The organism is Bradyrhizobium sp. LB13.1 (assembly GCF_054056815.1).
Genome location: NZ_JBSRYQ010000002.1, coordinates 178,191 through 201,051, shown reverse-complemented (window position 1 = coordinate 201,051; position 22,861 = coordinate 178,191). Strand labels below are relative to the sequence as shown.

19 protein-coding genes and 2 pseudogenes are annotated in these 22,861 nt (G+C 62.1%); 8 read left to right on the top strand and 13 right to left on the bottom strand.

Annotated elements, in window-relative coordinates:
* Positions 1 to 6: 6 nt before the first annotated feature.
* The 11 genes and pseudogenes from virB9 to ACVWYI_RS38280 form a co-directional block, all read right to left on the bottom strand.
* Positions 7 to 859 (bottom strand): annotated as a pseudogene (gene virB9 / locus ACVWYI_RS38330) (P-type conjugative transfer protein VirB9).
* Positions 856 to 1,527, bottom strand: a complete 672-nt coding sequence (locus tag ACVWYI_RS38325) for a virB8 family protein (RefSeq protein WP_456664768.1) — start codon at positions 1,525 to 1,527, stop codon at positions 856 to 858. The pseudogene virB9 and the gene ACVWYI_RS38325 overlap by 4 nt, the downstream one beginning before the upstream one ends.
* Before the next feature lies 1 nt (position 1,528).
* Complete coding sequence (locus ACVWYI_RS38320) at positions 1,529 to 1,828, bottom strand: type IV secretion pathway protein (protein WP_456664767.1); 300 nt, start codon at positions 1,826 to 1,828, stop codon at positions 1,529 to 1,531.
* A 48-nt stretch (positions 1,829 to 1,876) separates the two neighbouring features.
* A complete protein-coding gene (locus ACVWYI_RS38315) occupies positions 1,877 to 2,863 on the bottom strand; it encodes a type IV secretion system protein (protein ID WP_456664766.1) in 987 nt (328 codons plus the stop codon).
* 11 nt (positions 2,864 to 2,874) lie between these two features.
* Positions 2,875 to 3,120: an EexN family lipoprotein gene (locus ACVWYI_RS38310; protein ID WP_456664765.1), complete on the bottom strand. Its 246-nt coding sequence runs from the start codon at positions 3,118 to 3,120 to the stop codon at positions 2,875 to 2,877.
* Positions 3,117 to 3,839 carry a type IV secretion system protein gene (locus ACVWYI_RS38305; protein ID WP_456664764.1) on the bottom strand — a complete coding sequence of 241 codons (723 nt, stop codon included), beginning with the start codon at positions 3,837 to 3,839 and terminating at the stop codon, positions 3,117 to 3,119. The genes ACVWYI_RS38310 and ACVWYI_RS38305 overlap by 4 nt, the downstream gene beginning before the upstream one ends.
* Positions 3,836 to 6,202, bottom strand: coding sequence for a VirB4 family type IV secretion/conjugal transfer ATPase (locus ACVWYI_RS38300; protein WP_456664763.1), 2,367 nt, complete (start codon positions 6,200 to 6,202; stop codon positions 3,836 to 3,838). The genes ACVWYI_RS38305 and ACVWYI_RS38300 overlap by 4 nt, the downstream gene beginning before the upstream one ends.
* A complete protein-coding gene (locus ACVWYI_RS38295; protein WP_456664762.1) occupies positions 6,195 to 6,533 on the bottom strand; it encodes a type IV secretion system protein VirB3 in 339 nt (112 codons plus the stop codon). The genes ACVWYI_RS38300 and ACVWYI_RS38295 overlap by 8 nt, the downstream gene beginning before the upstream one ends.
* Entirely contained in the window at positions 6,533 to 6,829 is a 297-nt protein-coding gene (locus ACVWYI_RS38290) for a TrbC/VirB2 family protein (RefSeq protein WP_456664761.1), read from the bottom strand. Before ACVWYI_RS38290 ends, ACVWYI_RS38295 begins: the two co-directional genes overlap by 1 nt.
* A gap of 75 nt (positions 6,830 to 6,904) precedes the next feature.
* The gene (locus ACVWYI_RS38285) at positions 6,905 to 7,468 is read right to left on the bottom strand and encodes a type IV secretion protein (protein WP_456664760.1); all 564 of its coding nucleotides are present in this window, start codon (positions 7,466 to 7,468) and stop codon (positions 6,905 to 6,907) included.
* Between the two features lie 38 nt (positions 7,469 to 7,506).
* Positions 7,507 to 8,142 (bottom strand): acyl-homoserine-lactone synthase, encoded by a 636-nt coding sequence (locus ACVWYI_RS38280; protein WP_456664759.1) that lies wholly within the window; start codon positions 8,140 to 8,142, stop codon positions 7,507 to 7,509.
* A gap of 209 nt (positions 8,143 to 8,351) precedes the next feature.
* On the opposite strand from ACVWYI_RS38280, the gene ACVWYI_RS38275 reads away from it, so the two are divergent.
* Complete coding sequence (locus tag ACVWYI_RS38275) at positions 8,352 to 9,083, top strand: autoinducer binding domain-containing protein (protein ID WP_456664758.1); 732 nt, start codon at positions 8,352 to 8,354, stop codon at positions 9,081 to 9,083.
* A gap of 48 nt (positions 9,084 to 9,131) precedes the next feature.
* On the opposite strand, the pseudogene ACVWYI_RS38270 reads toward ACVWYI_RS38275, so the two are convergent.
* Positions 9,132 to 9,751, bottom strand: a pseudogene (locus ACVWYI_RS38270) (aldehyde dehydrogenase family protein); the annotation flags it as partial.
* Between the two features lie 275 nt (positions 9,752 to 10,026).
* Positions 10,027 to 10,887, bottom strand: a complete 861-nt coding sequence (locus ACVWYI_RS38265; protein WP_456664757.1) for a hypothetical protein — start codon at positions 10,885 to 10,887, stop codon at positions 10,027 to 10,029.
* Between the two features lie 372 nt (positions 10,888 to 11,259).
* On the opposite strand from ACVWYI_RS38265, the gene ACVWYI_RS38260 reads away from it, so the two are divergent.
* The 7 genes from ACVWYI_RS38260 to ACVWYI_RS38230 all read left to right on the top strand — a co-directional run bounded on the left by ACVWYI_RS38260 (position 11,260) and on the right by ACVWYI_RS38230 (position 22,811).
* The gene (locus ACVWYI_RS38260) at positions 11,260 to 13,050 is read left to right on the top strand and encodes a hypothetical protein (RefSeq protein WP_456664756.1); all 1,791 of its coding nucleotides are present in this window, start codon (positions 11,260 to 11,262) and stop codon (positions 13,048 to 13,050) included.
* A complete protein-coding gene (locus ACVWYI_RS38255) occupies positions 13,051 to 13,983 on the top strand; it encodes a hypothetical protein (RefSeq protein WP_456664755.1) in 933 nt (310 codons plus the stop codon). It abuts the gene before it with no gap.
* Between the two features lie 59 nt (positions 13,984 to 14,042).
* Positions 14,043 to 16,199, top strand: coding sequence for a hypothetical protein (locus tag ACVWYI_RS38250; RefSeq protein WP_456664754.1), 2,157 nt, complete (start codon positions 14,043 to 14,045; stop codon positions 16,197 to 16,199).
* 19 nt (positions 16,200 to 16,218) lie between these two features.
* Positions 16,219 to 18,045, top strand: a complete 1,827-nt coding sequence (locus tag ACVWYI_RS38245; protein ID WP_456664753.1) for a hypothetical protein — start codon at positions 16,219 to 16,221, stop codon at positions 18,043 to 18,045.
* Positions 18,042 to 20,132, top strand: coding sequence for a hypothetical protein (locus ACVWYI_RS38240; protein WP_456664752.1), 2,091 nt, complete (start codon positions 18,042 to 18,044; stop codon positions 20,130 to 20,132). The genes ACVWYI_RS38245 and ACVWYI_RS38240 overlap by 4 nt, the downstream gene beginning before the upstream one ends.
* Positions 20,133 to 20,600: 468 nt before the next feature.
* Complete coding sequence (locus tag ACVWYI_RS38235) at positions 20,601 to 21,170, top strand: hypothetical protein (protein WP_456664751.1); 570 nt, start codon at positions 20,601 to 20,603, stop codon at positions 21,168 to 21,170.
* A 12-nt stretch (positions 21,171 to 21,182) separates the two neighbouring features.
* The gene (locus tag ACVWYI_RS38230) at positions 21,183 to 22,811 is read left to right on the top strand and encodes a hypothetical protein (protein ID WP_456664750.1); all 1,629 of its coding nucleotides are present in this window, start codon (positions 21,183 to 21,185) and stop codon (positions 22,809 to 22,811) included.
* The last annotated feature ends 50 nt before the right edge of the window (positions 22,812 to 22,861 follow it).

Sequence of the window (22,861 nt, the reverse complement as noted above, 5' to 3'; positions counted from 1 at the left end):
GCTAACCTATCGTGGTCTTGGAATTGGAGATGATTTCTTGGCCCGCCGCTCGATCGAGGGGCTAGTGGTGTTAGTTCCCGGGTTAATCCCCACCGGGTCGAACGCTTCGTTGAAGACACAGAGCACGTCGTTGCCTTTGCGCAGCCGAAACGCCCGGGCTGTGGCGTGAACCACCACGAGCTCGCCGCGGACATCCTTCGGCACCAGGCTTTCCGAGCCGTCCGAATTGATCAGGTAGATCGCGGGGATTTCGCGGTTCCCTGCAAAGCGGAACGTGGTCTCCTTGCCATCGTCGAAAACCGCTTCCGGTTCGAGGTCGATCGAGCCCTGCGCGGAAAAGCGCCAGTTGCGCGCGCCGTACGCATGATGCAGGTCAAAAGTCTGTTCGATCAGCGCGCCTTCCCGTTCGGCGCCGCGGGCGGCCGCCTCAGTGCGCCGACGCTCGATCTCGTCTCCGGGATAGACGAAGCGGACGACGAAGTAACTGTCCGCCAGCGTTGTCTCGGCGATCGACAACTCGAACTGATACGACCGCTTGCGGCCATCCCGGGCGCGTGGTGACGACCTGGAGGTTGGTCGGTGGATGTTTTTCCCGCGGCTTGAGGAAAAGGATCGAGCCTGCCGGTGCAACCTCCCATGCGATCGCGTCGCCGATCGCAACGTGCGCGACCTCTTCATCATCGGCAAACAACACCTGGGTGGATGCCCGGATCACGCCATTGACCCGGACCACGTTGGCGGGATCGTAGGTCACCGTGCGCACCCGGGCATCATGTTGGCCCGGTGAGGGCTGTTGCAGCGCCAGAACCGGCTCGGCAAATCCGAGGGCAAAGGTCATCAAGAGAGCGAAGGATTTCATGGCACGACCTCCGGATCGGCGCGATATTCCGAGACCAGGAAGCCGAGCGGATTGATGAGACGGTCGGCGGAGGACATTGGCGCATTGGCATAGGAGAACGTCAGGGTCGAGACCCAATGGGTCACGCGGGTTTCCTCGCCCTTGCGGCTTTCTTTCATGAAGCGCACCAAGGCGACATTATCGGCCAGCAGCGAGATCGCCTTGATCCGCACCGTGGCGACGCCGAAACGCCCTTGAACGACTTGCGGGCTTTCGGGATTTGAGCCGCGATACCAGGCCGCGAAACGGGCCTGTTCGCCCTGGCCCGAGAGTAGCGAAATGGTGCGGAAGTTGGTTTCGGCCTCCGGATAGCTGTAACCTTCACGCGCGCGAACGTAGCGTCCGAGGAAATACTTGGTGACGGCTTCGTCATAGCGCGCCGGCGTCGAACTGAGGGCGGAGACGGTGTCCACAACGCCGGTGGCATTGTCGACCCGGATCACGAACGGCTCGACTGTCTTGAGCGGCGCAAGCGCTGTGACCGCACTGAGCGAGGCGACCGCCAATGCGCAGGCAACCGCGGCAATCACCCATGCCGTTCGTCGCGAGCGATGGGCCGATAGCAGCAGATCCTGCTCCCATCGACGCGCATTGTCGAAATAGGTTTTGAGGTCATCATGTCCGACCATCTCACGCCTCGTTGCCGCAAGCGCGGTAAGAGGCTGCGATGGTGGCCTCGTAGCCTGATGCGGCGAGTTGCTTGGAGGGCGCTGCTGGGGTGGTCTCGCCTTTGCGGATGACCGGTGCTGGCGCCGATGGCGGAATTGGCGGCTCTGGCGTGGCCAACGGCGTGCCTGTCTCCCAATCCCACAGCGAGCGATTGAGCGGTCGGCGAGCCAGCCCGTCACATGACGGCGGCGCCTTTGACCAGATCGCGCAGCCGCCAAGCTGAAATGCGATGACGCAGATGATGAATAGTCGACGCCACATTGTTCTGATGCCCCTGTTTGTCTGTCGCCTGTTGCCGTCGATGATTGCCTACGCCGCCGTGGTCCCCGGCGATCGCGTGCGCCGCATACTGCCGCCCTGCCGACCCGCTCTTACGGCGGCGAGACCGCGGCTAGCCGACCAACGGGCGCCGGCATAAGCGCCGCTGGCTGCGGCCGTGGCGTTGGCGATCATGGGGCTTGTGACCAGCCGGCTTGCGAGCGACGCACCACCCCCGGCGAGGCCGCCTGCGATGACCGGCAGTTGAAGCGAGATGTAACCGGACAGGCCGAGCACCGCGCTGATGGCGACAGCGGCCACCACCATCTCGCCGGCCGAGCCGGCGTTTGCCGCGAACCTGTCGATGAAGCCGCTGACCGTCGTTAACATCAACCCGACCAGAGCGACCACCAGCACCAGCAGGATCACGAAATTCGCGACCTGCCGAAGCCAGGCTTCCGTAAATGGGCGCGTGGCCTCAAATAGGCCGAGCGCAATGAAGATCGGGCCCAGCGCGATCACGACGCCCAGACCAACCTTGGCATAGAGCAGGATGGCAAACTGCAAGAAGGACCCAACCGCCACAAAAACCAGGAGAATGGCCGCAATCAGTGCGGGCGCGATGTTAGTCAGACCGGCTTGTTCGTAAATCCGGTTGGCGACGTCGATTCCTTTGGAAAGAAGCTGATCGAATGGAGCTCCGGAGTTGGTATTCAGTCCAGAGCCCGCCAAGGCGTTGCCGATCTCCTTCGGCAAGGAATCAAAGAACAGACCGGTGACGTATTGCTGGAACGCACTCGAGTTGGTCGCTAGCAGCACCACGACTACGATCCGCATCGCCCGCCAGGCAAACTCCATGATTGGCTCAGAGATTGCGCCCCGCATTACGGCGAAACCGTACAGGATGACATAGAGCATTACGGCCGTGCGGAGGGGGCCATCAATGTAGGAGGCAAGATTAGACACTGAGGTCGATACAAATGCCGTGATAGGCTGTTCGAACTCTTTTAGGAAACTATCAAAGACGTTTACGGCCATCGCGGCGATCCTTACTTCAGGGCGTCTTTCATCTCTTGGATGGTGATTGTGTTGCGCGCTTCGTTGGCGTTGATGCAGTTCGGTGTCTTTCCCAATTCTCCGGGATTGTCGCGGCACGCCTTGATGGCCACCGCGAGCTCGTCCCGATGGTCGAGAAACCAGCCGACGGTTTTCGTCTGCTCGGTCCTATCAGCCTCGTTGCAGCCCGTTAGGGTAGCGGCGACAGCGATGACCAGAATGGATGCCTTCCTCGTCATTGTAGGGCGGCCTTCATTTCATCGACCAATTGGCGCTGCTTCTCGCGTTCCCGTTGTCCGTCCATGTCCACACGGGCCTGCTGGATCATCGCCAGACCCTGCATCCGGAGCACATCGTTCTGCAGCAATGCCTGTTCGGCCTGCAGCCGCGCTGACAGATCAAGAGTCTCCTTGACATCGGTCGCCGAGCTAATGCGCGTTCTCAATTCTTCGAGCGCATCGATACGCTGCGAGGCGGTTTCGTAGACCGCCTGGCCCATGGAATGTTTGGCGCCGGTCTGCCTCGCGATCCGCTCGAGCTCGCTCTGGTAATACGATTTGCCGCTGTTGCCGGCATACGCGCGGTTCTGCGAAAGGTACTGGTTCATCGCATCGGCGAAGTTGCCGCCGCCCTGCCCCGCCACGAGACGTTCGATGTCAGAGAATTGTTGGGGCAGGACTTTCCGGGACTGCGGCGTGTTTAGCAGCGCGCCGACGTCGTTGGCGTTGGTCCGCTTGTTGAAGCTGTCATAGAGCTGCTTGGCCTGGTTCAATTGATCCTGCGCCACCCTGAGCTGGGACGTCAGGGTGTCGACCTGCTTCTTCAGCTCCGTGAGTTGCTCGAATTGCCGCGCATAGACGCTGGGATCGAATACAATCTCAGCTCTCGCAGGTGATGCCATTAGGAGCGTCAGGACTGAGGCGGACGTGAGTATCGCCCGGATACGCTGAGCCGTCATCGGATTGTCCTCCGTTCCGCATGAAATACCGGCAGCCAGTCTGCCGGATCGTCGCCGACCTTGGCCCGAACGCGGTCGAGCAGTTCGACCGTTTCCGTTCGTCCGGACAGGACGGCGAGCGCATCATCGAAGCCGCTGAGGTCAAGTTCCGCTACCACCGAGTTGTGGCCTTGCTTGACCAGGAACCGTCGGCTTTCGGGGGCGAGCTCCTCCTTGATGAGGCGGAATTCAGTGCCGGTCAGATGGAAGCCGTCGACATAATCCGAGCGCGTTCCCCGGGCATTCGGCAGGAAGATCTGCGTGGGGCACTGCTCGACAATCGTGTGTGCGATCGGGGAGGCCAGCGCGTCGCGCGGCGACTGCGTGCCGAACACCATGACGCCGTTCTGCTTGCGGATGGTTTTCAGCTTGTTGTTGGCGAGATCACGAAATGCCTCGTCGCCAAGCGCCTTCCAGAATTCGTCGATGTCGATGATCAGGCGCCGGCCGTCAATCAGGCGCTCCACCCGGTGAAACAGATACATCATGAGCGGGGTGCGAACGGTGGGATGATCCAGGAGATCGGTCATGTCGAAGCCGATGAACCGGGCATCCAGCCCGATGGCATCTTGCTCGCCATCCAGGACCCAGCCGTAAGGAGCGCCCTGGCACCATCGCTCCAACCGCGCGCCGATCCCTTCGCGATCCTGTTGGCCGAGAAAAGCCCGCAGCGCCCCGAACGAGCGTTCCTCCTGCCGAAGCTGGGCAAGCGCTCGCAATCCGGAATCGATCCGCTCCTCCTCGGTCACGGTCAGCGGGCGGTTGTCCGGTGTCACGAGCTTCCGGACCAGTTCGCCCAGGAAGGAAAGATTGGCTGGCGTCAGCTCCAGCGCCTTGAGCGGCGCACAGCCGGTCGCAATGCCGCTGTGGAGCGTCAGATAGGTACCGCCAACGGCACGGATGAAAATCTCGGCGCCGCGGTCCTTGTCGAAAAAGACGTAAGTGGCGCCGAGCCGCTCAGCCTGCGACAGCAGGAAGTTCTGCACGACGGTCTTGCCGGACCCGGAGGGGCCGCAGATGAAGGTGTTGCCGAGGTCGCCGTGATGGAACGAGAAATAGAACGGTGAGCCGGAGGCGGTCTTGAGCATCGCGACCGCCGGTCCCCAATGGTTGCCGGCAGGCTGTCCTGTGGGATAGGCGTGGAACGGCGAGAACGCCGCGAAATTCCGCGAGCTGATCGCCCCAGTCCGTGCCCGATATTTGAAGAGCCCAGGGAGCTGCGCCCAATAGGCCGCTTCAAGGCCGAGATCTTCGCGCGCGACCACGGCGCCTGCGTCCGCCAGGGCGCGCCGCGCCACGCTCATGTGATCCTGGAGCTGCGAAGGCGTCTCGGCGTAGACCAGCAGCGAGAGATGATGGTCTCCGAGTGCGAACCTGTTGGATTCGAGATGGTCGAGCGCGTCAGCGAGCTCGTCGATCTGCGAGGCCGCCGGATCCTGAGCCGAAACCAGCTGGTTCTGCTTGCGCGTCAGGACCGTCTTGGCATCTGCCTTCGACAAGAACGCGAAGGATTGCGTGAGGATATGCTCGAAAGGCGCGGAAAGCAGCGCGTTTAGCAGGCCCGGCCTAGTGGACGCTGGATATTCCTTGAGTCCGAACATGCCAGCGAAGCGCGATCCACCCGCGCTGCGGATCTCGATGGCTTCACGGCCGAAGATGACGCGGTTTGAGTAGAGTGCGGGGCCGATCGGTCCTTGCGGCAACGGAATTGGCATCCACTCGCCGGACGCGACGGCGTGGAGCAACTCCATCGACTCTGAGAACACGATGCCGTCGCGCTCAGTCAATCCGAGGGCATGGGCGCCGTAGCGCTCCAATGCCGCGACCATATCGCGCCTGGCATCGTTTAGCCGCTTCAAGGCGTCGCTGTCGACCTCAAGGGAAGCAGCAGCGCTCCGGCCAAGCCGCTTAAAGAAGGCGGCCGCAGCATCGCCGGGCGCGCGACCGGGATGCCAAACCAGCGTCAGATAGAGGTCATTGCGAAATAGCGCTGCCTTGCGAAGTCGGTCGCGATATTGCGTGTCGAGCGAAGCTGCAAATGCCGATCGGAATGCCCCGACCGGATAGTCCGACGTGCGCTGTCGCACCAGATGGGTCCAGAGCGCCAGCCGCGGATCCGCAATATTGCGCAGCGAGAGGTTCAGCTTCGCGTGAAGATCGTTCAGATCCGCCGTCTCGGCGGTCTCGAACGAGGTGCCGTCGAGCCGGATCACCGTGAGCAGGGCCCGGGTCGTGAGACTGATCACGGTATCGGCGACATGTCGGCCGAACGGGAGGTAGACTTCGGGCCCGATCTCCCGGGTTTTCAGCGCTGCGTTACGCATGACCAAGGTCTCGTGTTCGATATCGCCGAATGAGCTTGAGGGGTGTGCAGGACGATCCGCCCCAGAAGGACGCGTTGCGCGTGCGTCCGCGGGTTTCGATCCAGGCGAGCAGAATCCGGAACATGTTGGGGTCGTGCCGGCAGATGATGCGGCAAAGACCATGGATCGGAATCGCGACCAGGCCGTAGAGGACGCTCCCGGCCACCAGGAACAGGATGCAGGAAAACATCACGTTGAGGGCCATGGCTTCCATGGTGACGCCGGCAATCATGGCCGGACGCGTGCAGGCGAGGAATAAGGTGTCCTCTGTGAGACGCGCGGCCTCGATCATCAACGACCTCCGGTCAGGGTCGAGACCACCTCGGAGGCGCCGAACGTGATGGCGACGCCCAGCACGACATAGGCGGCCTTGCGCAGGTCGAGATAGCCGAACATCCAGGCGATGCCGACGATGATGACCGCCAGCGTTGCCAGCAGGCGTGCGACGTTGCCGGTTAGCATGTTGACGATGTTCTGCAGCACACCCTCGATGTTCGCGGTCTGCGCGAGCGCAGGCTCGACCAAGGCGATGCTGAGAACGGCCCCGATGCACACGAGCGCGACGGATTTCTTAAGAGGAGAAGTCATGACACGGCTCCGATTGGCAGTGCAGCCGGACCCATCCGGACCGCGGTGTTGAGTTGAGACAAAACAAAGAGTTCCTCATCGTTCATAGACGAAGGCGGACCGACCAGCGCCCGAGCGGTAGACATCCCAGTTCGGACGCTCCCTGGCGGTGGCAGCAGGCGCGTTGATCGTCGGCATGTCGCCGTTGGAAGTGCCGACGGTCGGTTGGTTACCGGAGTCGGGCCTTGTGCCGGGAGCTTTGCCTGCGAAACTCGCGACAACGCTGGCAATGGCCTGATCACGGCCCGAGGCGTTCAGGTTTGCTGCTTTCAATCGAGCCTCGAACAATCTGCCAAGGCCAGCGATATGCTGGCAAGGGTCGAAGGTCGTGGTCGTCGTCAGCCCGGCCTGTTTCAAATCCTCGGCATCAAGTTGAGCGAGACCGGTCCGGACCGGCTGGCGGGTGGCGATGGCCTCCGTAGCGAGCTGGATCGCTTCGTCACGGTCATTTGCTTGAATCGGAATCGACTTCCGCCCCTGAATTGTGATGAGCAGCGGCTCGAACGAGCTCGCTTGCCGCACAATCGCCGCCAGCGGCCGCACGAGGTTCGGCGTCGGCGCGCACTGTTCGACCAGAGCCGAGAATGCAGCAGGATCCATTGTCGATGACTTTGTTTCGGGAGTTGAAGACGCAGACGCTATGCCGCGAGCGGAAGGCTTGACGGCGCGTCAATTGCACGCCCCGAGATCTTGCCGGCCGATCGAATCGCCGCGAGAGCGCGGTCGGTGACCGGCAGCAGTCCGGCGACAGCTTGGGTCGCCCCGATTTGACAAGGTGTGCCGAGGCGTTGGAGATGCCATCCGGCGCGCCGCAAGATGCGCTCCATGCGCAGATCAGTGACCGTCGCGATGGCCTCAAGGTCGAGCTGCTGGCCCCATTCAATCATTGCCGCAAAAAGCAGGTACGTTGCTTCCCGCAAGCCGTTCCCAGCTGTGGCCGCGACGTTTTTGGTATCAACGCAAAAGCGCGAGCTCTCCCAGATTCGGGCGACGTTCGGTGCCGCGTGGCCATCCAGCAACACCGGGAACGTCTCCGCCAGCATGTTGCGCCCAGTGGTCGGCAGCAGGCGAACGCAACCGGCAACATCGCTCTGCTCGAGCGGCAGGAGATAGGTCGGCTCGAAGGAGTCGTACTGATCGATCTCCAGTCCGCCCGCGACAGAGACATCCCAGTCGAGGCGCTCCTTGAACACGCGCCCTCGCAGACGATGCATTCCCATTGCCAGTTCAAAGTCGTGCAGAAGCGCCGCACGCGAGCGCACAACGACCTTCATTCTCAACCTCCCGCTTACGAATCACAGCTTCGACATCAAGAAAGCAGGGGCGGTCACAGCGTTGCGCTGTCAGTTCTGACAGGGCGTTTTTGGAATTGTTCTTGCCCAAAAGTTGCCGCAACCTCGCAATAGAGATGCCCACACGCAGCGCGCGAATCAGGCGCGTAGCTCGCTTTAGAGAACTCAGAACAGTTCAAGAGAGGGGCGCAATGGAAAACGTTAAAAGAGCATGCAACGAATTTGTCGATTGTCTTCATTCCGCTCATACGGAAGATGATTTTCGGCGTGTCGCAGAACGTACCGCGCATGCATTGGGTTTCCGCTGGTTCGCCTATTTTGGCCACCGCGCGAATGGCCCCAAACTGATCTCATCCTACCCGAAGAGTTGGACCAGCCACTATTTTCGGGAAGGGTACGACCACATCGATCCCGTTCTTCAGGACCCGCGAAACACAAGCCGGACGTTTCTGTGGGATGGACGTGAAGCGCGGAGCGCAAAGTCGGCGAAAGAACGCCGTCTGTTCGACGATGCGCTCAGCTTCAAGATCAGGACCGGTCTTACGGTTCGCATTCCCGCAAGCCAAAACCAGTTCGCGGCGTTTACGCTCGCGGTGGACGACCGCAGCCTTGGACTCGATCGCTTCATCGAGAGCTCGCGGGACATGTTGGAAAGGTTGGGTCTCACCTATCATGCGCATGTGAACGCCGCCAGAATCGGACGCACGCCGGCAGATGGTCAGCAGGGGAGCGTCCTCACTCAGCGCGAGCGGCAGTGTCTCGCGTGGATCTCTGACGGCAAGACGATGCAGGACATTGCGGAGCTTCTCGGGGTTTCGCCGCGTGGGGTGAAGTATCATCTGGACAATGCCAGGCGTAATCTTGCTGCACTGACCCTTCCACACGCTGTGGCCCTCGCGTTTCGGCAGGGATTAATCCCATAGTGTGCAGGCCTGCTAGAGTCCGCCGATGCACAGATATTTCATTGCGAGTTAATCTTCGATGCCGTGTTTCGACCCCTCGCGGCCGTTGCCCTTCGGTTTCATTCCGCGATTGGGGCAACTTCCGTTGAGATGATTCCTTCGTTGACTCCGACTATGCCATACTCAAGCGGCTCGGCGACGCGCCAGACGCGCCCGAGATCTCGGCCTATAGAAATAGGCCGCCAAGCCGAACTAGGTATCGTTCGCGAGCCGGATCGCCTCCTCCTCGGTCTTGAACCGGAACACCAGGCGCGACAGGACCGAAGATCTCCTCGCGGAAGATCAACATGTCCCGCGTAGCATCCATCAACACTGTCGGATCGAAGAACGTGCGCCAAGTGCGTGGCGCTTGCCACCAGCGATGGCGCAGGCTCCCCTGGAAAAGGGTCGGGAGCGTGCTCTTCAACTTTCTCTATGGCAGCCCCATGTCGATCAGCGGATCAATTGTGACACCCGGCCCGGTCCCGGCACCGACCTTTAGAGCGCCAACTGGCTCGCTAGACGCAAGACAAACACATCGCAGACCTTGTCCTGTGCCAGGATGCGGTTGACGCATACGCAGGTCTGGCCAGCGTTTCGGTATTTTGGGCGTCTTGGCCCCTGACCGCTGCATCGATATCCGCACCATCGCAATTCGAACAGGCTTAGAGAAATCACGCTACGAGCTTCATGGTAGCCGGGCAGCCTTGCGCGCGGAACAGCAAGATGTCCAGGCGAGCCCCAAAGCGTCGTTTGAACGACGCGGCGCCGTCTACTTGACGTTGTGTTCGCTCGACGCGAGCGACTGATAACGGCAAGCGCTGAACTCGCCCGGCTCTTCCCTTGTCGCTCACACTCCCTACTGAGATGTTCCGGCGCAGCGCTCAGCGGTTAAACTCGAATCCGCCGTCGTTCACGAATCTTCTTATCGCGCGAGCGCCATCTGGCCTATCGCATCGTAGCTTGAGGCCATGTCCGCCAGGAACAGATCGAAGGTATCAAACAGCCGCCCGTGGACCTTCGCCACGTAGCCCCCTGCCCCGGTGAGGCTGACATGGCCCTCCGCCGCAGCCTCGACGAACAGGTTACGGATGTGTGTCCGGGAGACTCCGACCCGCTCGGCAATGGCGGTGAAGGACAACTCGTCGCTCACAAGCTGCTTTCCCGAGAGCACCGCCTTCATCAGCAAAAGGAAGGCGCAGTAACCGGCATCGCGGGCGAGGAACATCATGATCGCCGGATGGCGGCCGATGAACGCGGTGACGATCGGAAACTCGAGAGAACCGATTCTGCGCATCGCCAGATGCACGTGTGGATCCCGCCGAACCAACGGCTCGTAGCCTCGGTCCGGAAACAGAATGTCCAAAGGTTGATACAGAGCAGCTACGTAAGCTCGGTCGTGCGCAAGCAGCCGCTCCGTCGGCTTCAGAATCCGAATCCGTTTGTCAACCACGCTCGACGCCATTTCCACACAGCCGGTTTGACGAAATCGGGCGATGAGATCGTCCATGCGGCGCGGGCTCGCCAGGCCGAGCTCGGCGACGAGCTTCTGCAACCGTCCCACGGTCGCCCAGGTCGTCGGATCACCGCGGTCATGGGCCGCAAAAAAACCGACCAGGAGATCCGCCGTCAGCACGCAGGCCGCGTCGACGATGAGCCGGTTCGGAATTCTGCTCCTGACGAACACTGCGGCTAAAGCGTCGACGTGAGCGAGGCGAGCCTGAGTGAAACGCGGGTGAGCAAGGATCTCTCCGGCGGACTTGTACGGAACCCCGACCATCGTCACCGCGCCGGCTCAGACATTTCGTTTCCGGCCGCATCGACAAGAAGACGATCGCACTTCACGCAGAGCAAGCCGCGCCTCGCTCCAGGGTTCCAGATATCTGCAATAAGTTTCAAGCAGACGCGAACGGTTCTGCTTAAGGTTGTAACTCGTATAGATCGAATATTATGGTTAGCTCTACCATGGGACGCGTGAAGACATGTACATGACCGGGATAGCAAGTGGCAGTTCACTGCACAGCGATGCCGTCGAAGCTGCGCACTCGATTGGCCTTCAGCAGTCGCTCACACCGCCGCCAAACGGATTGCAACCAGGCGGCGATTGCAAGCTGGACTTTCGGCGACTGGGAACCTCGGCATTTCGGGGAGCGCTCTAATGTCCGAGATCGATCAACGCACGCCGGACTGGCAGGGCGCCAAGCTGACCGAGGATTTCGTCGTCCTGCCGGCTTTCGGCGACGAGCACCTCTACTTCGCCGTTCCGCGAAAGGCGCTTCTCGGCCGCAAAGACGACGGCCTACCGTGGTTCTTCCTCGAATTCTTTTCGGACCGCAACGACGCAACTGTCAAAGAAAGCCTTTACGCCGTCATCGATCTGGGTCTCGAGCGCGACCGTCATCTTTCGGCCGTCTATGATCTCATCTCGAAAAACGGTGCGAGCGCCGCGCTTATGCCGGCGACCTTCACCACCGGCACCTATTGTCACCTCGAGTGCGATGACACGCATGTGACGGCGCCGTTCGCATGGGAAAATGCGCAGCGGGCGACGCTGCACAGCCGGATTTCGGCGCTTTCCGCCCAGCTCATCTACGGCGCTCTCGAAAAAGGCACCGTCACGGTCGCAAGAGCCGCCGTCGAGTGCGGAATGTCGGCGTTTCTGCCGCGGATCGACACGACGGTCACCTTCAACGCGGCCGATCTCATCGCACGCGTCGCCAAGCTCAATCCCGGCGGAAGCGGCGTCCCATTCCGGCAAATGGTGAGACTGTTTGACGATCCGCCCGCCGACGCTCTGCAATTCGACGGGGGCGATCGGGGCGGAACAGGCCGCAGCCTTGGCCTCGCCGTGGCGGGACGCCTTCGGCACCATTTCGGCCAGGCCGCGCCCTGCCCGCAGATCTCGGACGGCCCGCATGTTGCGCTCAAACCGCCGCCGGACGGTGCCAGCGGCGCGACGCGGTGGGATCTGCGGACACCATTATTCACCGAAGTGCCCGTCTTTCTGAATTTCGACCCCTTTACCCCGATCGTCAATGCCGGCGCGCGGCAATGGGTCACGCAGTTTACGCTGGTCCCGACACTTCCGGACGAGCAGAAGACGCGGCGCGTCACGGTCACCTCCGCCCTGCCTCCCGGGCTTCGCAACTGCGAAGCGATCCAGCTCACGTTGCAGGTCGACCAAGCCCATTCCGAGTCCGGCACAACCTCCGCGACAACGACCGATCTCTATCCGGCTACGGACCAAACCGCTGTGGTTGACCTGAAATACAAGAGCATCGCGGGCGCAAAGCCGTTTGGCGCGCAAGTCACCGTCGTCTCGGACGGGCAGGTGATCGAGATGCCGCGGTTCGACTGCGACAGCGACTTCCTGTTCATCGACACCAGCTACCTGCCGAAAACCTGGGTCACGGTGCGGGCGACGCAGGACTTGCTGAGCCAGGCCATTGTTTCGTTCGCGCTCGAGGCTGCGTCCCCCGCAGCGGGCAGCTTGACCGCAAGCTTGACGGCGGAGGCGCCCGCCGTGAGCTATTTTCTTGCGACACTGGACGAAGCGGCCCGCCTCACCATCACGGCGCGCGATCCGCAACAACCGAACCACGCGCTCGGGCTCGACCTGCCCTGCCGGTCCATGACCGCAGACCTCGGTGCATTCCGCGACTATGGACCACAGACGACAAGCGTGACGGTTCGGTTCGGGACCACCACCCAGACCTTTCAACTCGAAATCCTTGCCGAGTTCGCCGGAGCGCAGCCGATCGTACTCCAATTCTCGACCGCCCGGCCGAGCATGCGGTTCAGCTATTTCGCGACTGACATTTTCAGGAATCGTTACCGCTACCGGCGGCATTCATCGACGGACGATCACCAGGCGCCGTGGTCGGAGTTTCTGCCGCCGCGCCAAGACCTCGTCATCGACGCAGCCCGCCTCGACGCAGGGAGACACTGAATGTCCAATCAACCGAACGGAGTTGGCAGTGGCGATCTCCTGTGCATCCCCGTCGGCCCGGTGCGCGATGGCAAGTTCCAGTACATCCAGGGTGCACCGACCGTCGAAATCGCCCAACTGATGTTAAGCCCAGTGGCGGCGCAACTCTCCCTGCAGGCGGTGTGGCGGGCCGAGCCGGAGGCACTTCAGGCGGCCGAACGCGCGATCCGAGCCCAATATCCAGATATCGGCAGCATCGATCTGCAGCCGGTTGCGCTCGATCAGCCGACAGCATCGCTAACGGTGACGATTCCGGACGGTCTCACCCACACTTTCGGGCCGAGCCCGGCTTCCGGCATGGCCCAGCAGCGCGTCGTGTTCAACGACCGGCTGACGTCGGCGGAAAAGACCGCCGCGATCGCGGCCTTCCAGGGACAATCGAGCATCCTGACACTGACCTATCAGGGCCGGCTCGACACGCGCGAGAGCTCCACGGTCAAAATCGCCGGCGACCTTGCGCCGACCTTGAAGGTACTGGCGCCGCAAAAGCCGGACGAAAGCTCCGGCGGCTGGTTCGGAAGGAAAAAGGATCCCGATTCGCCGCCTCCGCTGCCCGATCTCGCCGCATGCACAGCCGCACTCGATGACGCGATCTCCAGCGGCCGCATCAAGCTGACGCGCATCGACACGGCGAATGTATCCGACGCGACGAAGAGCAAGGCGGAAGCTGCCGCCCGCAGCCACGTGGCGAAGGTGCTGTTCGACAAGCTGCAGCAGATGGGCGCAGACGCAGCCTACGTGAATTCATTGCCGGTCACCTGGGAATCCCCGGCGACCGAAGACGCGACGTTTCAGATCAGCCGTTCGGCCGATCTGGGCGGCTGGCTCGGCCGCAACGCCGGCTTGCAGCAAGTCACGGAAGTGAGCGCACCGATTGCGGAGCCCCCGAGATAGACGCCGGACATCCGCGAGAACCCAAGCTGAATGCTGAACCGAACAGAGGAGCACGTCTCATGCTGAAACTTTCTCCGGCGATCGCGGTCCAGGGCATTCCCTATGCCTTCGGTCAGACCATGGATTACACCTTCTTCCCCGACAGCGAGGAGAAGGACACCTATTACGCCCTGGCCGAAAAGCCGGCGTACCAGGCCGTCGACGGCAAGCCGGCCTTCAATCTAACCTGGTATTTCGGCGACAACCAGGAAGCGGGCGGCATCTGCACCTTCACCGCTGCACTGCCAATGCCCAATATGAGCGACACGAAAGTCCAGGACGCAGTCAGCGCCGCTCTCAACAGCAATGAGACCGTCGTCAAGATCGCGCAGACGACCTTCGCACTGTGCCAGGCGGTCGATGCCAAGAACGCCGACGAGGTCGCAAAACTCAAGGCCAGCCTCGGCTTCGATGACGCTGCCGTCAACAGGAGCAAGGCGAGCTTCGATAGGAGCCGCGATTACAAGCAGTTTCTCCCGCGCATCTCGGAGCGCTCCATCAAGCCGGTGCCGTTCAGGTCGGGCAAGGTCACCGTGCAGGCGTTCACGAATCTGGATGCCTATCAAAAGGGGTCGCCGTCCTATTCAACGGGCAGCGTCCAGACCACTCCGTCGCTGATGAACAGCAATGCTGCGGTGGTCACCTTCAATCTCCAGGACCTCGGCGCCAATCTGTTCTGGCACGGGCTCGGCGGACCGCCGTTCGACCAGTCTTCGCGCAAGCCCCCGGAATACAATCAGGACAAGGGCGTCAGCGTCATCAGTGTCACCTACAACGTCGAGTTCGACGGCCTGCTCCCGGAAGCGAAAGCGACGGTCACCCTCAGCAAGGACGTCATCGCGAAACTGAAGGTCGAAGACAAGGAGTGGCGGGATTCGTGGGGACGTACACACCACGAGGAAGTCGAGCGCGGCAAGGAATACAACGAGACCGTCAACAGCGCGACCGACATCGTCCTTCCGGCGGTCGCGTCCAAGGAAGACGGCGACGTAGTACGCAAGCTGCTCACCGACTGGGCGGGGAAGCAGCTCGAGGACATGGCGAAATCCCAGCTTCCCGACGTCAAGCTGGATGCCCTGAACATCGACAATGTCCGGACGCTCGAGGCCAAGAGTGGCCAGTCCCGCACCTATACATTGACACAGGCGACAACCATCCCGAGGAACCCGCAAGGGCCGCTTCAGAAGATCAGCGCCCTTGCAGGCAAGGAGCCCCTGACGACCTTCTTCCAGCTGATCGATCTCAACGACAAGCCGTTCTTCAAGGTCGACGTCACCGTCAATCCGCCGAACCTCGCTTATCTTAAGGCCCGTGCGATCGATCGGCTCGCCATCACAGACCTGTCCTACGTCAAGACCAAGCTATTCGGCACCAGCGGTCCCGTCACCACGATGACGTACAAGCCCGGCGCCGAAGGTAATGTCGATGACGTCAAGCTCAAGGGAATATTCGACGTCAGGATCCCCAGCGACCAGCGGGTGCTTTCGTACAACTACCTCGTCTCCTACACCGACGGCACGCCGTCGTTGCAGGTCAAGGGACTGAAGCTGAGCGGCACCAACTATCTCGATCTCAGCAGTGTCGACCTTGGCGTCCTCAGCGTGTCGCTGAGCGGCATCGACCTGCCCTGGGACATCGTCGACAGCGCCACCGTCGATGTGAAGTACGGCGACTGGCACAAGAAGGTCGCGCTTCAGAAGGATGCGCCCGCCTTCATCGCCAAGCCGTTCGGCAGGCCCATTGCCGGACCAATCCAGTACAAGGTCACCCTGAATCCGATTTCGGGCGATCCGGTCGAGGGTGAGTGGATACAGGGCACCCCGGACCGCGGCAATGCGGACATCAGCCTGCAGAACCCGCTCGGCAACATGGTCCGCACCCTCAAGTTCGCGCTCGTGGACGGCGCGACGGCCGCCACGCTCCGGGTTGAATACACGTTCAAGAGCCAGGACGCCGACCGTGTATTCGAACAGCTGATCGAACTGGATTCATCGGCCACGTCCCGCGGGCCGTTCAAATGGCGCGTCCCGGCGCTGAGCGGCCACGCGTCGTCGTTCCGGGTGGTCACGGCGATCGTCAACGACAACGAGATGACGGATCCGAGTGGAGGAAACCTGGCCGAGGTCAAGACCGACCCTCTGATCCGGGTCGCACCGACGAAGATCTCGAGGATCTAGCCAACGCCGGGAATCCCCCATGCTCGCGGACGATCACGAAATCCAACTGCAAGGCGTCGAAGGAGTCCTTCTCTACAGGGATTTCTTCGACCCCAAGCTGTTCTATTGCTGCTCGACGCGTCCCGCCGTGGCGCGAACGAACGGCGACCACCAGTTCGCGATCGTCCTCTACGAAAAGCCCCGCAAGGATTGCGCGGGAATGCTGTCCTTCGTCGCCGACCTCAAGCTGGACGAGGCGACGAGGACCAAAGCGGAAGAGCGGCTGCGCGAGACAACCCAGGGCGCGCAGCTCGTCGCGATGCCGTGGAGCGCCGGCACGGTCGCAGCCGCCATCATCGGCGGCGAGCCGGTGTGCGCCGTCCCCTCCCTGTTCGGCGGCAACTCCGTCGCGTTGGCCGTGAACCTCACCCTCGATCAATATGTCCTGCTCAAGAACAGCGGCAGCAATCCGCAGGCTCCTCCGATTTCGATCGTCTACAGCCTCTCCTACGAGGCGTTTCGGCCGCAATACAGCTACTCCATCGAATTTGACGAAACGCGGTTTCGCGACTGGGTGCAGAAGAAGACGTCGGCTGACTTCCTGTTCGTCAGCTTCGAGAAGATCGAGACCTTCGAAGACCTGAAGGAAAGCGCCGTCATCAGGGTCGTGGCCGAGAACGATACCGGCGAGCCGCCTCCTGAGGGATTTCGGCGCGCATTTCTCCAAAGCCTCCAGAGCCTGCTCGAGCCGGCGCCGCGCTTCGCGACACTTCCGGAAGCAAAAGGCGGCAGCTGGATAATCGGTTTCGGCAGCAGCACAGTGCACGACATCCAGAACATCGCCCGGCGGCTCGACTGCAACATGAAGATCAGCGGCGCGGTGACGCGCAAGATCTTCATTCAGGGCGCATTGAGCGGACTGAGTGACGCCCTCGCCGCCCGGCCACCGCTCGTGCTGCCGGCCAGCAATCCGTTCAGACAGGAGCTCACGGTTCGCTGCCACGCCGCATTCGACGCCGCACCTCTGGTTGCGGCCAATGTCAGAATCAAGCGGCTGGGTAACACTGGGGAGCTTACGAACGTCTTCAACAAGACCCAGCCGGCGGATTGGCCGGTCGAGCTCATCCACCTGCCTGGTAATGATGTCCTGCCTCGGTACCGGTGCGAATCCCATTTCGGCAACAAGCGTCCGGTGAGCGCTTCGCAGGCGATCGACATCCGGCCCGAGCAGGCTTTCCTCGATATTCTGCCCGCCGAATTTTACGCCTACCGGATGTATTCCATCAGCGTCGCCGACGAATTTCCGTGGGACCTGGTGAGGTCGATCAAGCTGGAGCTCAAGGGGCCGGCGCCGCTCGCGTTCGATCCACCGGTCCTCGTCCTCGGCCCCAACCTACGTTCTGGCCAGATCGACGCCTTCGCGTCGCAGCCGGCTAAGCTGGACGACGTGGAGTTCGCTGCCACCTGCCAGCCTCGATCGAGCTCGTCCTTCGTGCTGAATGGACTCCCAGCCGGCGCCACGATCTTCCTGAACCCGCTTCTGCGCCGGGTGGTTCACTTCGAGGCCAGCCGGGATTTCGATTGGGGCACGTGGAGTGCCATCGACCTGACCGTCACTCCGTCCGGCGGCCCGCAGCTCTGGGCTGACGGCAACGACAGTTTCGAGCTGACGCGGTCTTCGCCGGCAACGTCCTTTGCCTATTGGTACACCGACGGCAAGCAACTGAGCTGCCAGCGGCAGTTCATCAACGTCGATTCGGCGACGCCGCCGACGCCGGCCGTCCCCTTCGAGACCTCCGAAGCGCACGTCACGATACCAAGCCCGAAAGCGTCCGTCGTCATGGCAGAACAAGGGAGTCGCACATGATCTTAATCGGCAGTCAGAAATTCCAGCAGGACGGCATCGACGTCTATCCGGATCACGAGTCCCCGACGCAGTTCTGGTATCTCCCGGGAACGGTCAGGCTCGCCGAGCGCAACAAGAGCAAGGTGCTGTCCTATCTCTGGTACACGGATTCCGAATCGGATTCCGACGGCACCGGCTTCCTCAATTTCGAGGTCAACACCGCCGTCCCGGCCGCGACGCTCGACACGATCAAGGGGATGATCGCCAGCAAGACCGGCGTCAACGCATCCAAGCTCACCCTCTCCGCAGTTCCCTACCAGACCGGAAACGTCAATTTTTCCATTCTGGGTCCGGTTGCGGCAACCGCGGGCGAAGGTCTCAAGACGGACCCCAGCGTTCTCTATCAAAGCAAGGAACAGCTCGTCTGGAACGCCGGATCGTCCTCTCTGGTCGGCGATAACGCTGCGGTCTGCTCGGTCAAGTTCACCAAGGAGGGCAAGCTGGCGGCGGCCATGAAGCAGGCCATCCTGTCCGGCTCCAACGCGATTGCCGCGCTCTACCGGCTCGAGTTCCTGGCGATGCGGCCGTCGGTCACGTTCAAGGTAGCCGGCACGATGAAGAAGACCATCACCGATTTCCAGCTCAGCCTCGGCACATCGATTCCGCTCGAAGCCTTCGTGCTCGATCTCGGGATCCAGGCGCAGTGGCAGAAGATCATGTCGAAGACGGATCTCAAGATCGAGGTCACCGATTTCACGGGCGAGCCGCAGGAAGGACTAAAATGGGCGCAGCAGATCCTGCTCGAATACATCCTCAAGAACTTCTTCGAGGTGTCGATCGGCCGGGACAAGGACAACTGGAGCCCGCTGAAGGAAAAGCCGGAGATCAGCCAGGCCGTCGAGAAGGCGAAGGACGTCGAGCAGGCGGCGACCGACAAGGTCGCGGAGGATGGCAAGAAGGAGGGCGAGGCAGACAGCGCCGTCAAGGAAATCGTCAAGGCGGCCACTACCTTCATCCCGAAAGTCAACGTCCGCGCTTCCTACTACGAAGGCAAGCAGGAGAACTCGATCGATTTTCTCTACTCCGAACGGAAGGCCAAGGCCTTTCCGATCCTGCCGCAGGCGCTCGTGCTCGAGGGATTGGGCGACAACGAACAGGCTCGCGGGAGGTACGTGACGCAGGTCAACCGTGCGCAGGATCCGTTCGGACTGCCCCTCAACGTGACCGTGGCGATTCCGGACGAGGCTGACCGCACCAGGGTCGGCCTGCGTACCCTCAACGTCACGGGGCGGTATCCCGCCGGCGCTGGCGCGGCGGGGCGAACCACCAAGACCCTGACGGTGAACGCCGGCACCGTCACCGGCGACAATCCCGTGAAGTTTCAGTACGACAAATCTGGGTCCGCGGAGGTCGAGTACGACGTCGACTACGTGTTCAACCCGAGCGACGAGTGGCAGAGCGACGCATTTCGGTACTCGTCCAAGGGCGAGGAAGAGCGGGCGCTGATCACCGCGATGCCGGAAAGCGTCGCCGAGTTTCTCACGCTGACCGTCAATTTGAGCGACGACTTCGTCTGGGAGACCAACGACCAGGTCGTGGTCGCGCTGACGGGCAGCCGATGGAAGGGCGACAAGCGTGTGGTCTTCCAGAACGGCGCGCCGTCCTCGCAAACGCTGAAGATCCGCAGCGAGGCGAAGTTCAAGCCCGATCCGATCCAGTACCGGGTGGAAGTGCGCAAGGGATCGAAGGTTTCCTACACATACGGGCCCGAGCCGGTGATGGACAAACAGGTCATCGTCCGCGACCGGTTCGTCGATCACATCCCGGTGTTCTTCGCGGCCGGCTTTGGCGACGACGCCGACAGCGTCGATCTGACCCTCACCTACAAGGACGGCGACTTCGAATGGGAGGACCAGTTCACGCTGGAGAAGGACCAGAAGGGCGTGAAGAAGCTCAAGCGGATCGTTCCGACGCTCAAGGATTTCGGCGACAAGCGAAGCTCGCTGGTGGTGCAATGCGAGGTTGACCTTCTATCGGGCGATTCCTTCCAGCTCAAGAAGGCCCGGGTCGGCGGCGTCAACACCATTCCGTCCAAGGTGCCGGCGTGAGCAGCGTTGCCGGCATCACGCGCGACCATCGCCCGGGCGCGGCGCAGCGGCGCGGCTTCGAACGTTCGATCGAAGCCATCGCGCGCCACGACCCCGGCCTGGCCAGCGCGTTCGCGCGAACCAGCGGCATAGCGTTGCGGGATTGCCTGACGTCCGCCCGCCAGGGCAAAGCGTGGTCGGGGGGCGTGCTCAATCGCAACGGGGCGCCGCTGGAGTTCTCGTTCTCGACAATGTCCGACGACCTCAGATACACCATCGAGGTGGGCGGACCGGACATACCGCCCGCACGGCGCCTTGCCCGCATCGACACGCTGCTCGGAGAGCTCGGGCTGGATCCGGGCTGGGTCGGGATCCCCCGGCAATTTCAAGACCTCCAGCGCAATACGCCGCTGGCATACGGCGCCTGGCTCGGCATTCCGTCACAAGCGGGCGTGGACCTCGGCGACGACGTTCAAGATCTACGCCGAAATGCCGAAGGCGGCGGCGACCACCGCGCTCCTGACAGATTACCTCGGCGCGCCCGTGCTGCCGGACGGCGAAGCGCAGCTTGCGCTACTCGGGGGAACGCCGGACTCGGATCGCTGCGAGTTCTATTTCGAACTGTCGCAGGCCAGGCCCGCAGTGTCGACGCTGACGCGCCTGCTCGCCCGCTCCGGACTAGCAGCACGCCAGGACGACCTGCTGGGGCTCATTCGTTCATTCCATTTCCGTCGCGACGGCGGGCCGGACACGCTGCCCGAGGCGCAATACGGCTTCAGCTATTCGGTGCAGCCCGGCGGCCGCGATCCAGTGTTCTCGATCTTCGTTTTGCCGTCCGCTCTTGCCGGTGGCGACGGCTACTTGCGGCGCGAGCTTCTGATCTCCGTGCTTGGCCGCGGCTGGTCACTTGGCTGCTACGGCGCGCTCACCCAGCCGCTGGCACAGCGCCTCTTTCAATCCGGGTTTCACAACATGCTGACCTTTTCCGCCGGCGCGGGGCGAGCGCTGGGACTCCAGGTCTCGGTCAGCCCACCGCCGGAATTCATCCACGACGATTGAGGGGATCGCACAATGTCGCAACCGTCGACAGTGAAGGTATTACAGGGAAAGCGCCGTGCGGGCGAGCTTGGCGACACGCTGATCAACCCCTCGGACGCGCTGTCGTCCACCGTGCTGCTCAACACCGCGGCCGGCGCCAGATTCTATTTGCCCGCCTACCGCTCGGCCGCGCAAACCTCGAGCGGCTCGACGGCGTTGCAGCCGAGCGTGACCGACGACGGCCTGCTGACCTTCTTCCTCGAATCGGTCCCTGCTCCGGAGATCGCCGGCACCGTTGACGGCGCGACACCCTGTCTGACCGGCACGACCTTTACCCTCGTCGTGAACCAGAGCGGTGGAGGAACGAGGATCCCGTTCGATCACGCCTATGCCGGCGGTGCCGTGCACCGCCTGTCGGTCAAGCTTGCCGCGAACCAGGCGAAGGTGGTTCGCGCCGCCCTGTTCGACATCAATCCAAACGTGGCGATCGAAATCGCCCAGACGCTGCAATTGGCGGCGCGGCAAACGCCGGCATTCGTCCAGAGCAATTGGAGCAATCCCGTGATCCGCAGCGGCCTCGTGGGCCTGTTCAACGGAATTCCGTTCTCGGAACCCTCGATATATTCCCAGATGGCGGCCGCCAGCGATCCGGACTTTCCCAACCAGTATCTGGTGCTCAACTGCGTCTACACGGCGCAGGTTTCGGCGCCGCAACTGCCCGGCTACGTGCAGTGGCAGGTGAACTGGCACGATCGCGCCTACAACTACTACCAGGACAACCAGGACCCTTCGCGCGTCTTCTACCTGCCTGACCAGTTTGCCTTCGACAAGGGACCAAAGGATGCTCCGACCGTCTCGCTGCTCCAGTTTTCCCTGCCTGCAGGCGGCACGACCGTCGAGGCGACGCGCGCCCATTTCCGCATTTACGGCAGACCCGTCGTCGATCTCGAACGCATCAACAACGCGGCGCAGTCGCTGAAGGCGAAGCTCGGTCAGCAGCCGCAGATGGTCTCGCTCCAGGACGCGCACAAGGTCAAGCTCAGGTTCACGCAATATCTGCCGAACGCGGCGGCCACCGGCAGCGATCCCGCGGTGCAGATGGAGGCATCCATCGACCTCGCCGAGGGCCTGCGCAACGAGCTCGACATGAATTTCGCGCAGTTCACCGCGCTGTGGGCGGCGATCTTCAGCGGGGCGCCGGAGAACCCGCTGTTTCGAGGCTGGGTCGACGTCGAGCTGTCCGATGGCAGGTACGCCGACAGAATCGATTTCAACGCAAGGCTGCCGACCGACCGGGAGAAGTCCTTCTTCGACGACATCATCGAGACCGGCACGACCAACACCTATCCTGCGGAATTCAGCGTACGGACGGCCAAGGGCGTTTTTTCCGACATGCCCGACGTGGCGGAGCTGCTTCTGATCTTTGCCATCGGCAAGACGATCGCATTCGACGGCGACGCGCAGAAGAAGACCATCACGGCCGAACGATCGATACGGGACATCGTAATCGGAAACCAGAAGCCGGACGAATACCCCTACCGGCTCATGGTCGTGCGCCAGGACGGGTCAAAAACATGTTCCGAGTGCACGGCGAAGACCGACATGCCGTCGATCTGGATTACGAAGGATCAAGTCGCACATTGCACGGGCCCGTGCGCGTAGGCGAGTGCGCGCAACAGGACATCGAGAGGCGAAAACCAAGGGAGAGACAC

What these genes read in the sequence shown, in the direction of transcription:
- ACVWYI_RS38260 (WP_456664756.1), top strand. Translation starts at nt 11,260, where the DNA reads ATGTCCGAGATCGATCAACGCACGCCGGACTGGCAGGGCGCCAAGCTG.
- ACVWYI_RS38285 (WP_456664760.1), bottom strand. Translation starts at nt 7,468, where the DNA reads ATGGATCCTGCTGCATTCTCGGCTCTGGTCGAACAGTGCGCGCCGACG.
- ACVWYI_RS38320 (WP_456664767.1), bottom strand. Translation starts at nt 1,828, where the DNA reads ATGTGGCGTCGACTATTCATCATCTGCGTCATCGCATTTCAGCTTGGC.
- ACVWYI_RS38325 (WP_456664768.1), bottom strand. Translation starts at nt 1,527, where the DNA reads ATGGTCGGACATGATGACCTCAAAACCTATTTCGACAATGCGCGTCGA.
- ACVWYI_RS38310 (WP_456664765.1), bottom strand. Translation starts at nt 3,120, where the DNA reads ATGACGAGGAAGGCATCCATTCTGGTCATCGCTGTCGCCGCTACCCTA.
- ACVWYI_RS38250 (WP_456664754.1), top strand. Translation starts at nt 14,043, where the DNA reads ATGCTGAAACTTTCTCCGGCGATCGCGGTCCAGGGCATTCCCTATGCC.
- ACVWYI_RS38235 (WP_456664751.1), top strand. Translation starts at nt 20,601, where the DNA reads ATGCCGAAGGCGGCGGCGACCACCGCGCTCCTGACAGATTACCTCGGC.
- ACVWYI_RS38300 (WP_456664763.1), bottom strand. Translation starts at nt 6,202, where the DNA reads ATGCGTAACGCAGCGCTGAAAACCCGGGAGATCGGGCCCGAAGTCTAC.
- ACVWYI_RS38315 (WP_456664766.1), bottom strand. Translation starts at nt 2,863, where the DNA reads ATGGCCGTAAACGTCTTTGATAGTTTCCTAAAAGAGTTCGAACAGCCT.
- ACVWYI_RS38275 (WP_456664758.1), top strand. Translation starts at nt 8,352, where the DNA reads ATGGAAAACGTTAAAAGAGCATGCAACGAATTTGTCGATTGTCTTCAT.
- ACVWYI_RS38245 (WP_456664753.1), top strand. Translation starts at nt 16,219, where the DNA reads ATGCTCGCGGACGATCACGAAATCCAACTGCAAGGCGTCGAAGGAGTC.
- ACVWYI_RS38280 (WP_456664759.1), bottom strand. Translation starts at nt 8,142, where the DNA reads ATGAAGGTCGTTGTGCGCTCGCGTGCGGCGCTTCTGCACGACTTTGAA.
- ACVWYI_RS38290 (WP_456664761.1), bottom strand. Translation starts at nt 6,829, where the DNA reads ATGACTTCTCCTCTTAAGAAATCCGTCGCGCTCGTGTGCATCGGGGCC.
- ACVWYI_RS38240 (WP_456664752.1), top strand. Translation starts at nt 18,042, where the DNA reads ATGATCTTAATCGGCAGTCAGAAATTCCAGCAGGACGGCATCGACGTC.
- ACVWYI_RS38305 (WP_456664764.1), bottom strand. Translation starts at nt 3,839, where the DNA reads ATGACGGCTCAGCGTATCCGGGCGATACTCACGTCCGCCTCAGTCCTG.
- ACVWYI_RS38230 (WP_456664750.1), top strand. Translation starts at nt 21,183, where the DNA reads ATGTCGCAACCGTCGACAGTGAAGGTATTACAGGGAAAGCGCCGTGCG.
- ACVWYI_RS38295 (WP_456664762.1), bottom strand. Translation starts at nt 6,533, where the DNA reads ATGATCGAGGCCGCGCGTCTCACAGAGGACACCTTATTCCTCGCCTGC.
- ACVWYI_RS38255 (WP_456664755.1), top strand. Translation starts at nt 13,051, where the DNA reads ATGTCCAATCAACCGAACGGAGTTGGCAGTGGCGATCTCCTGTGCATC.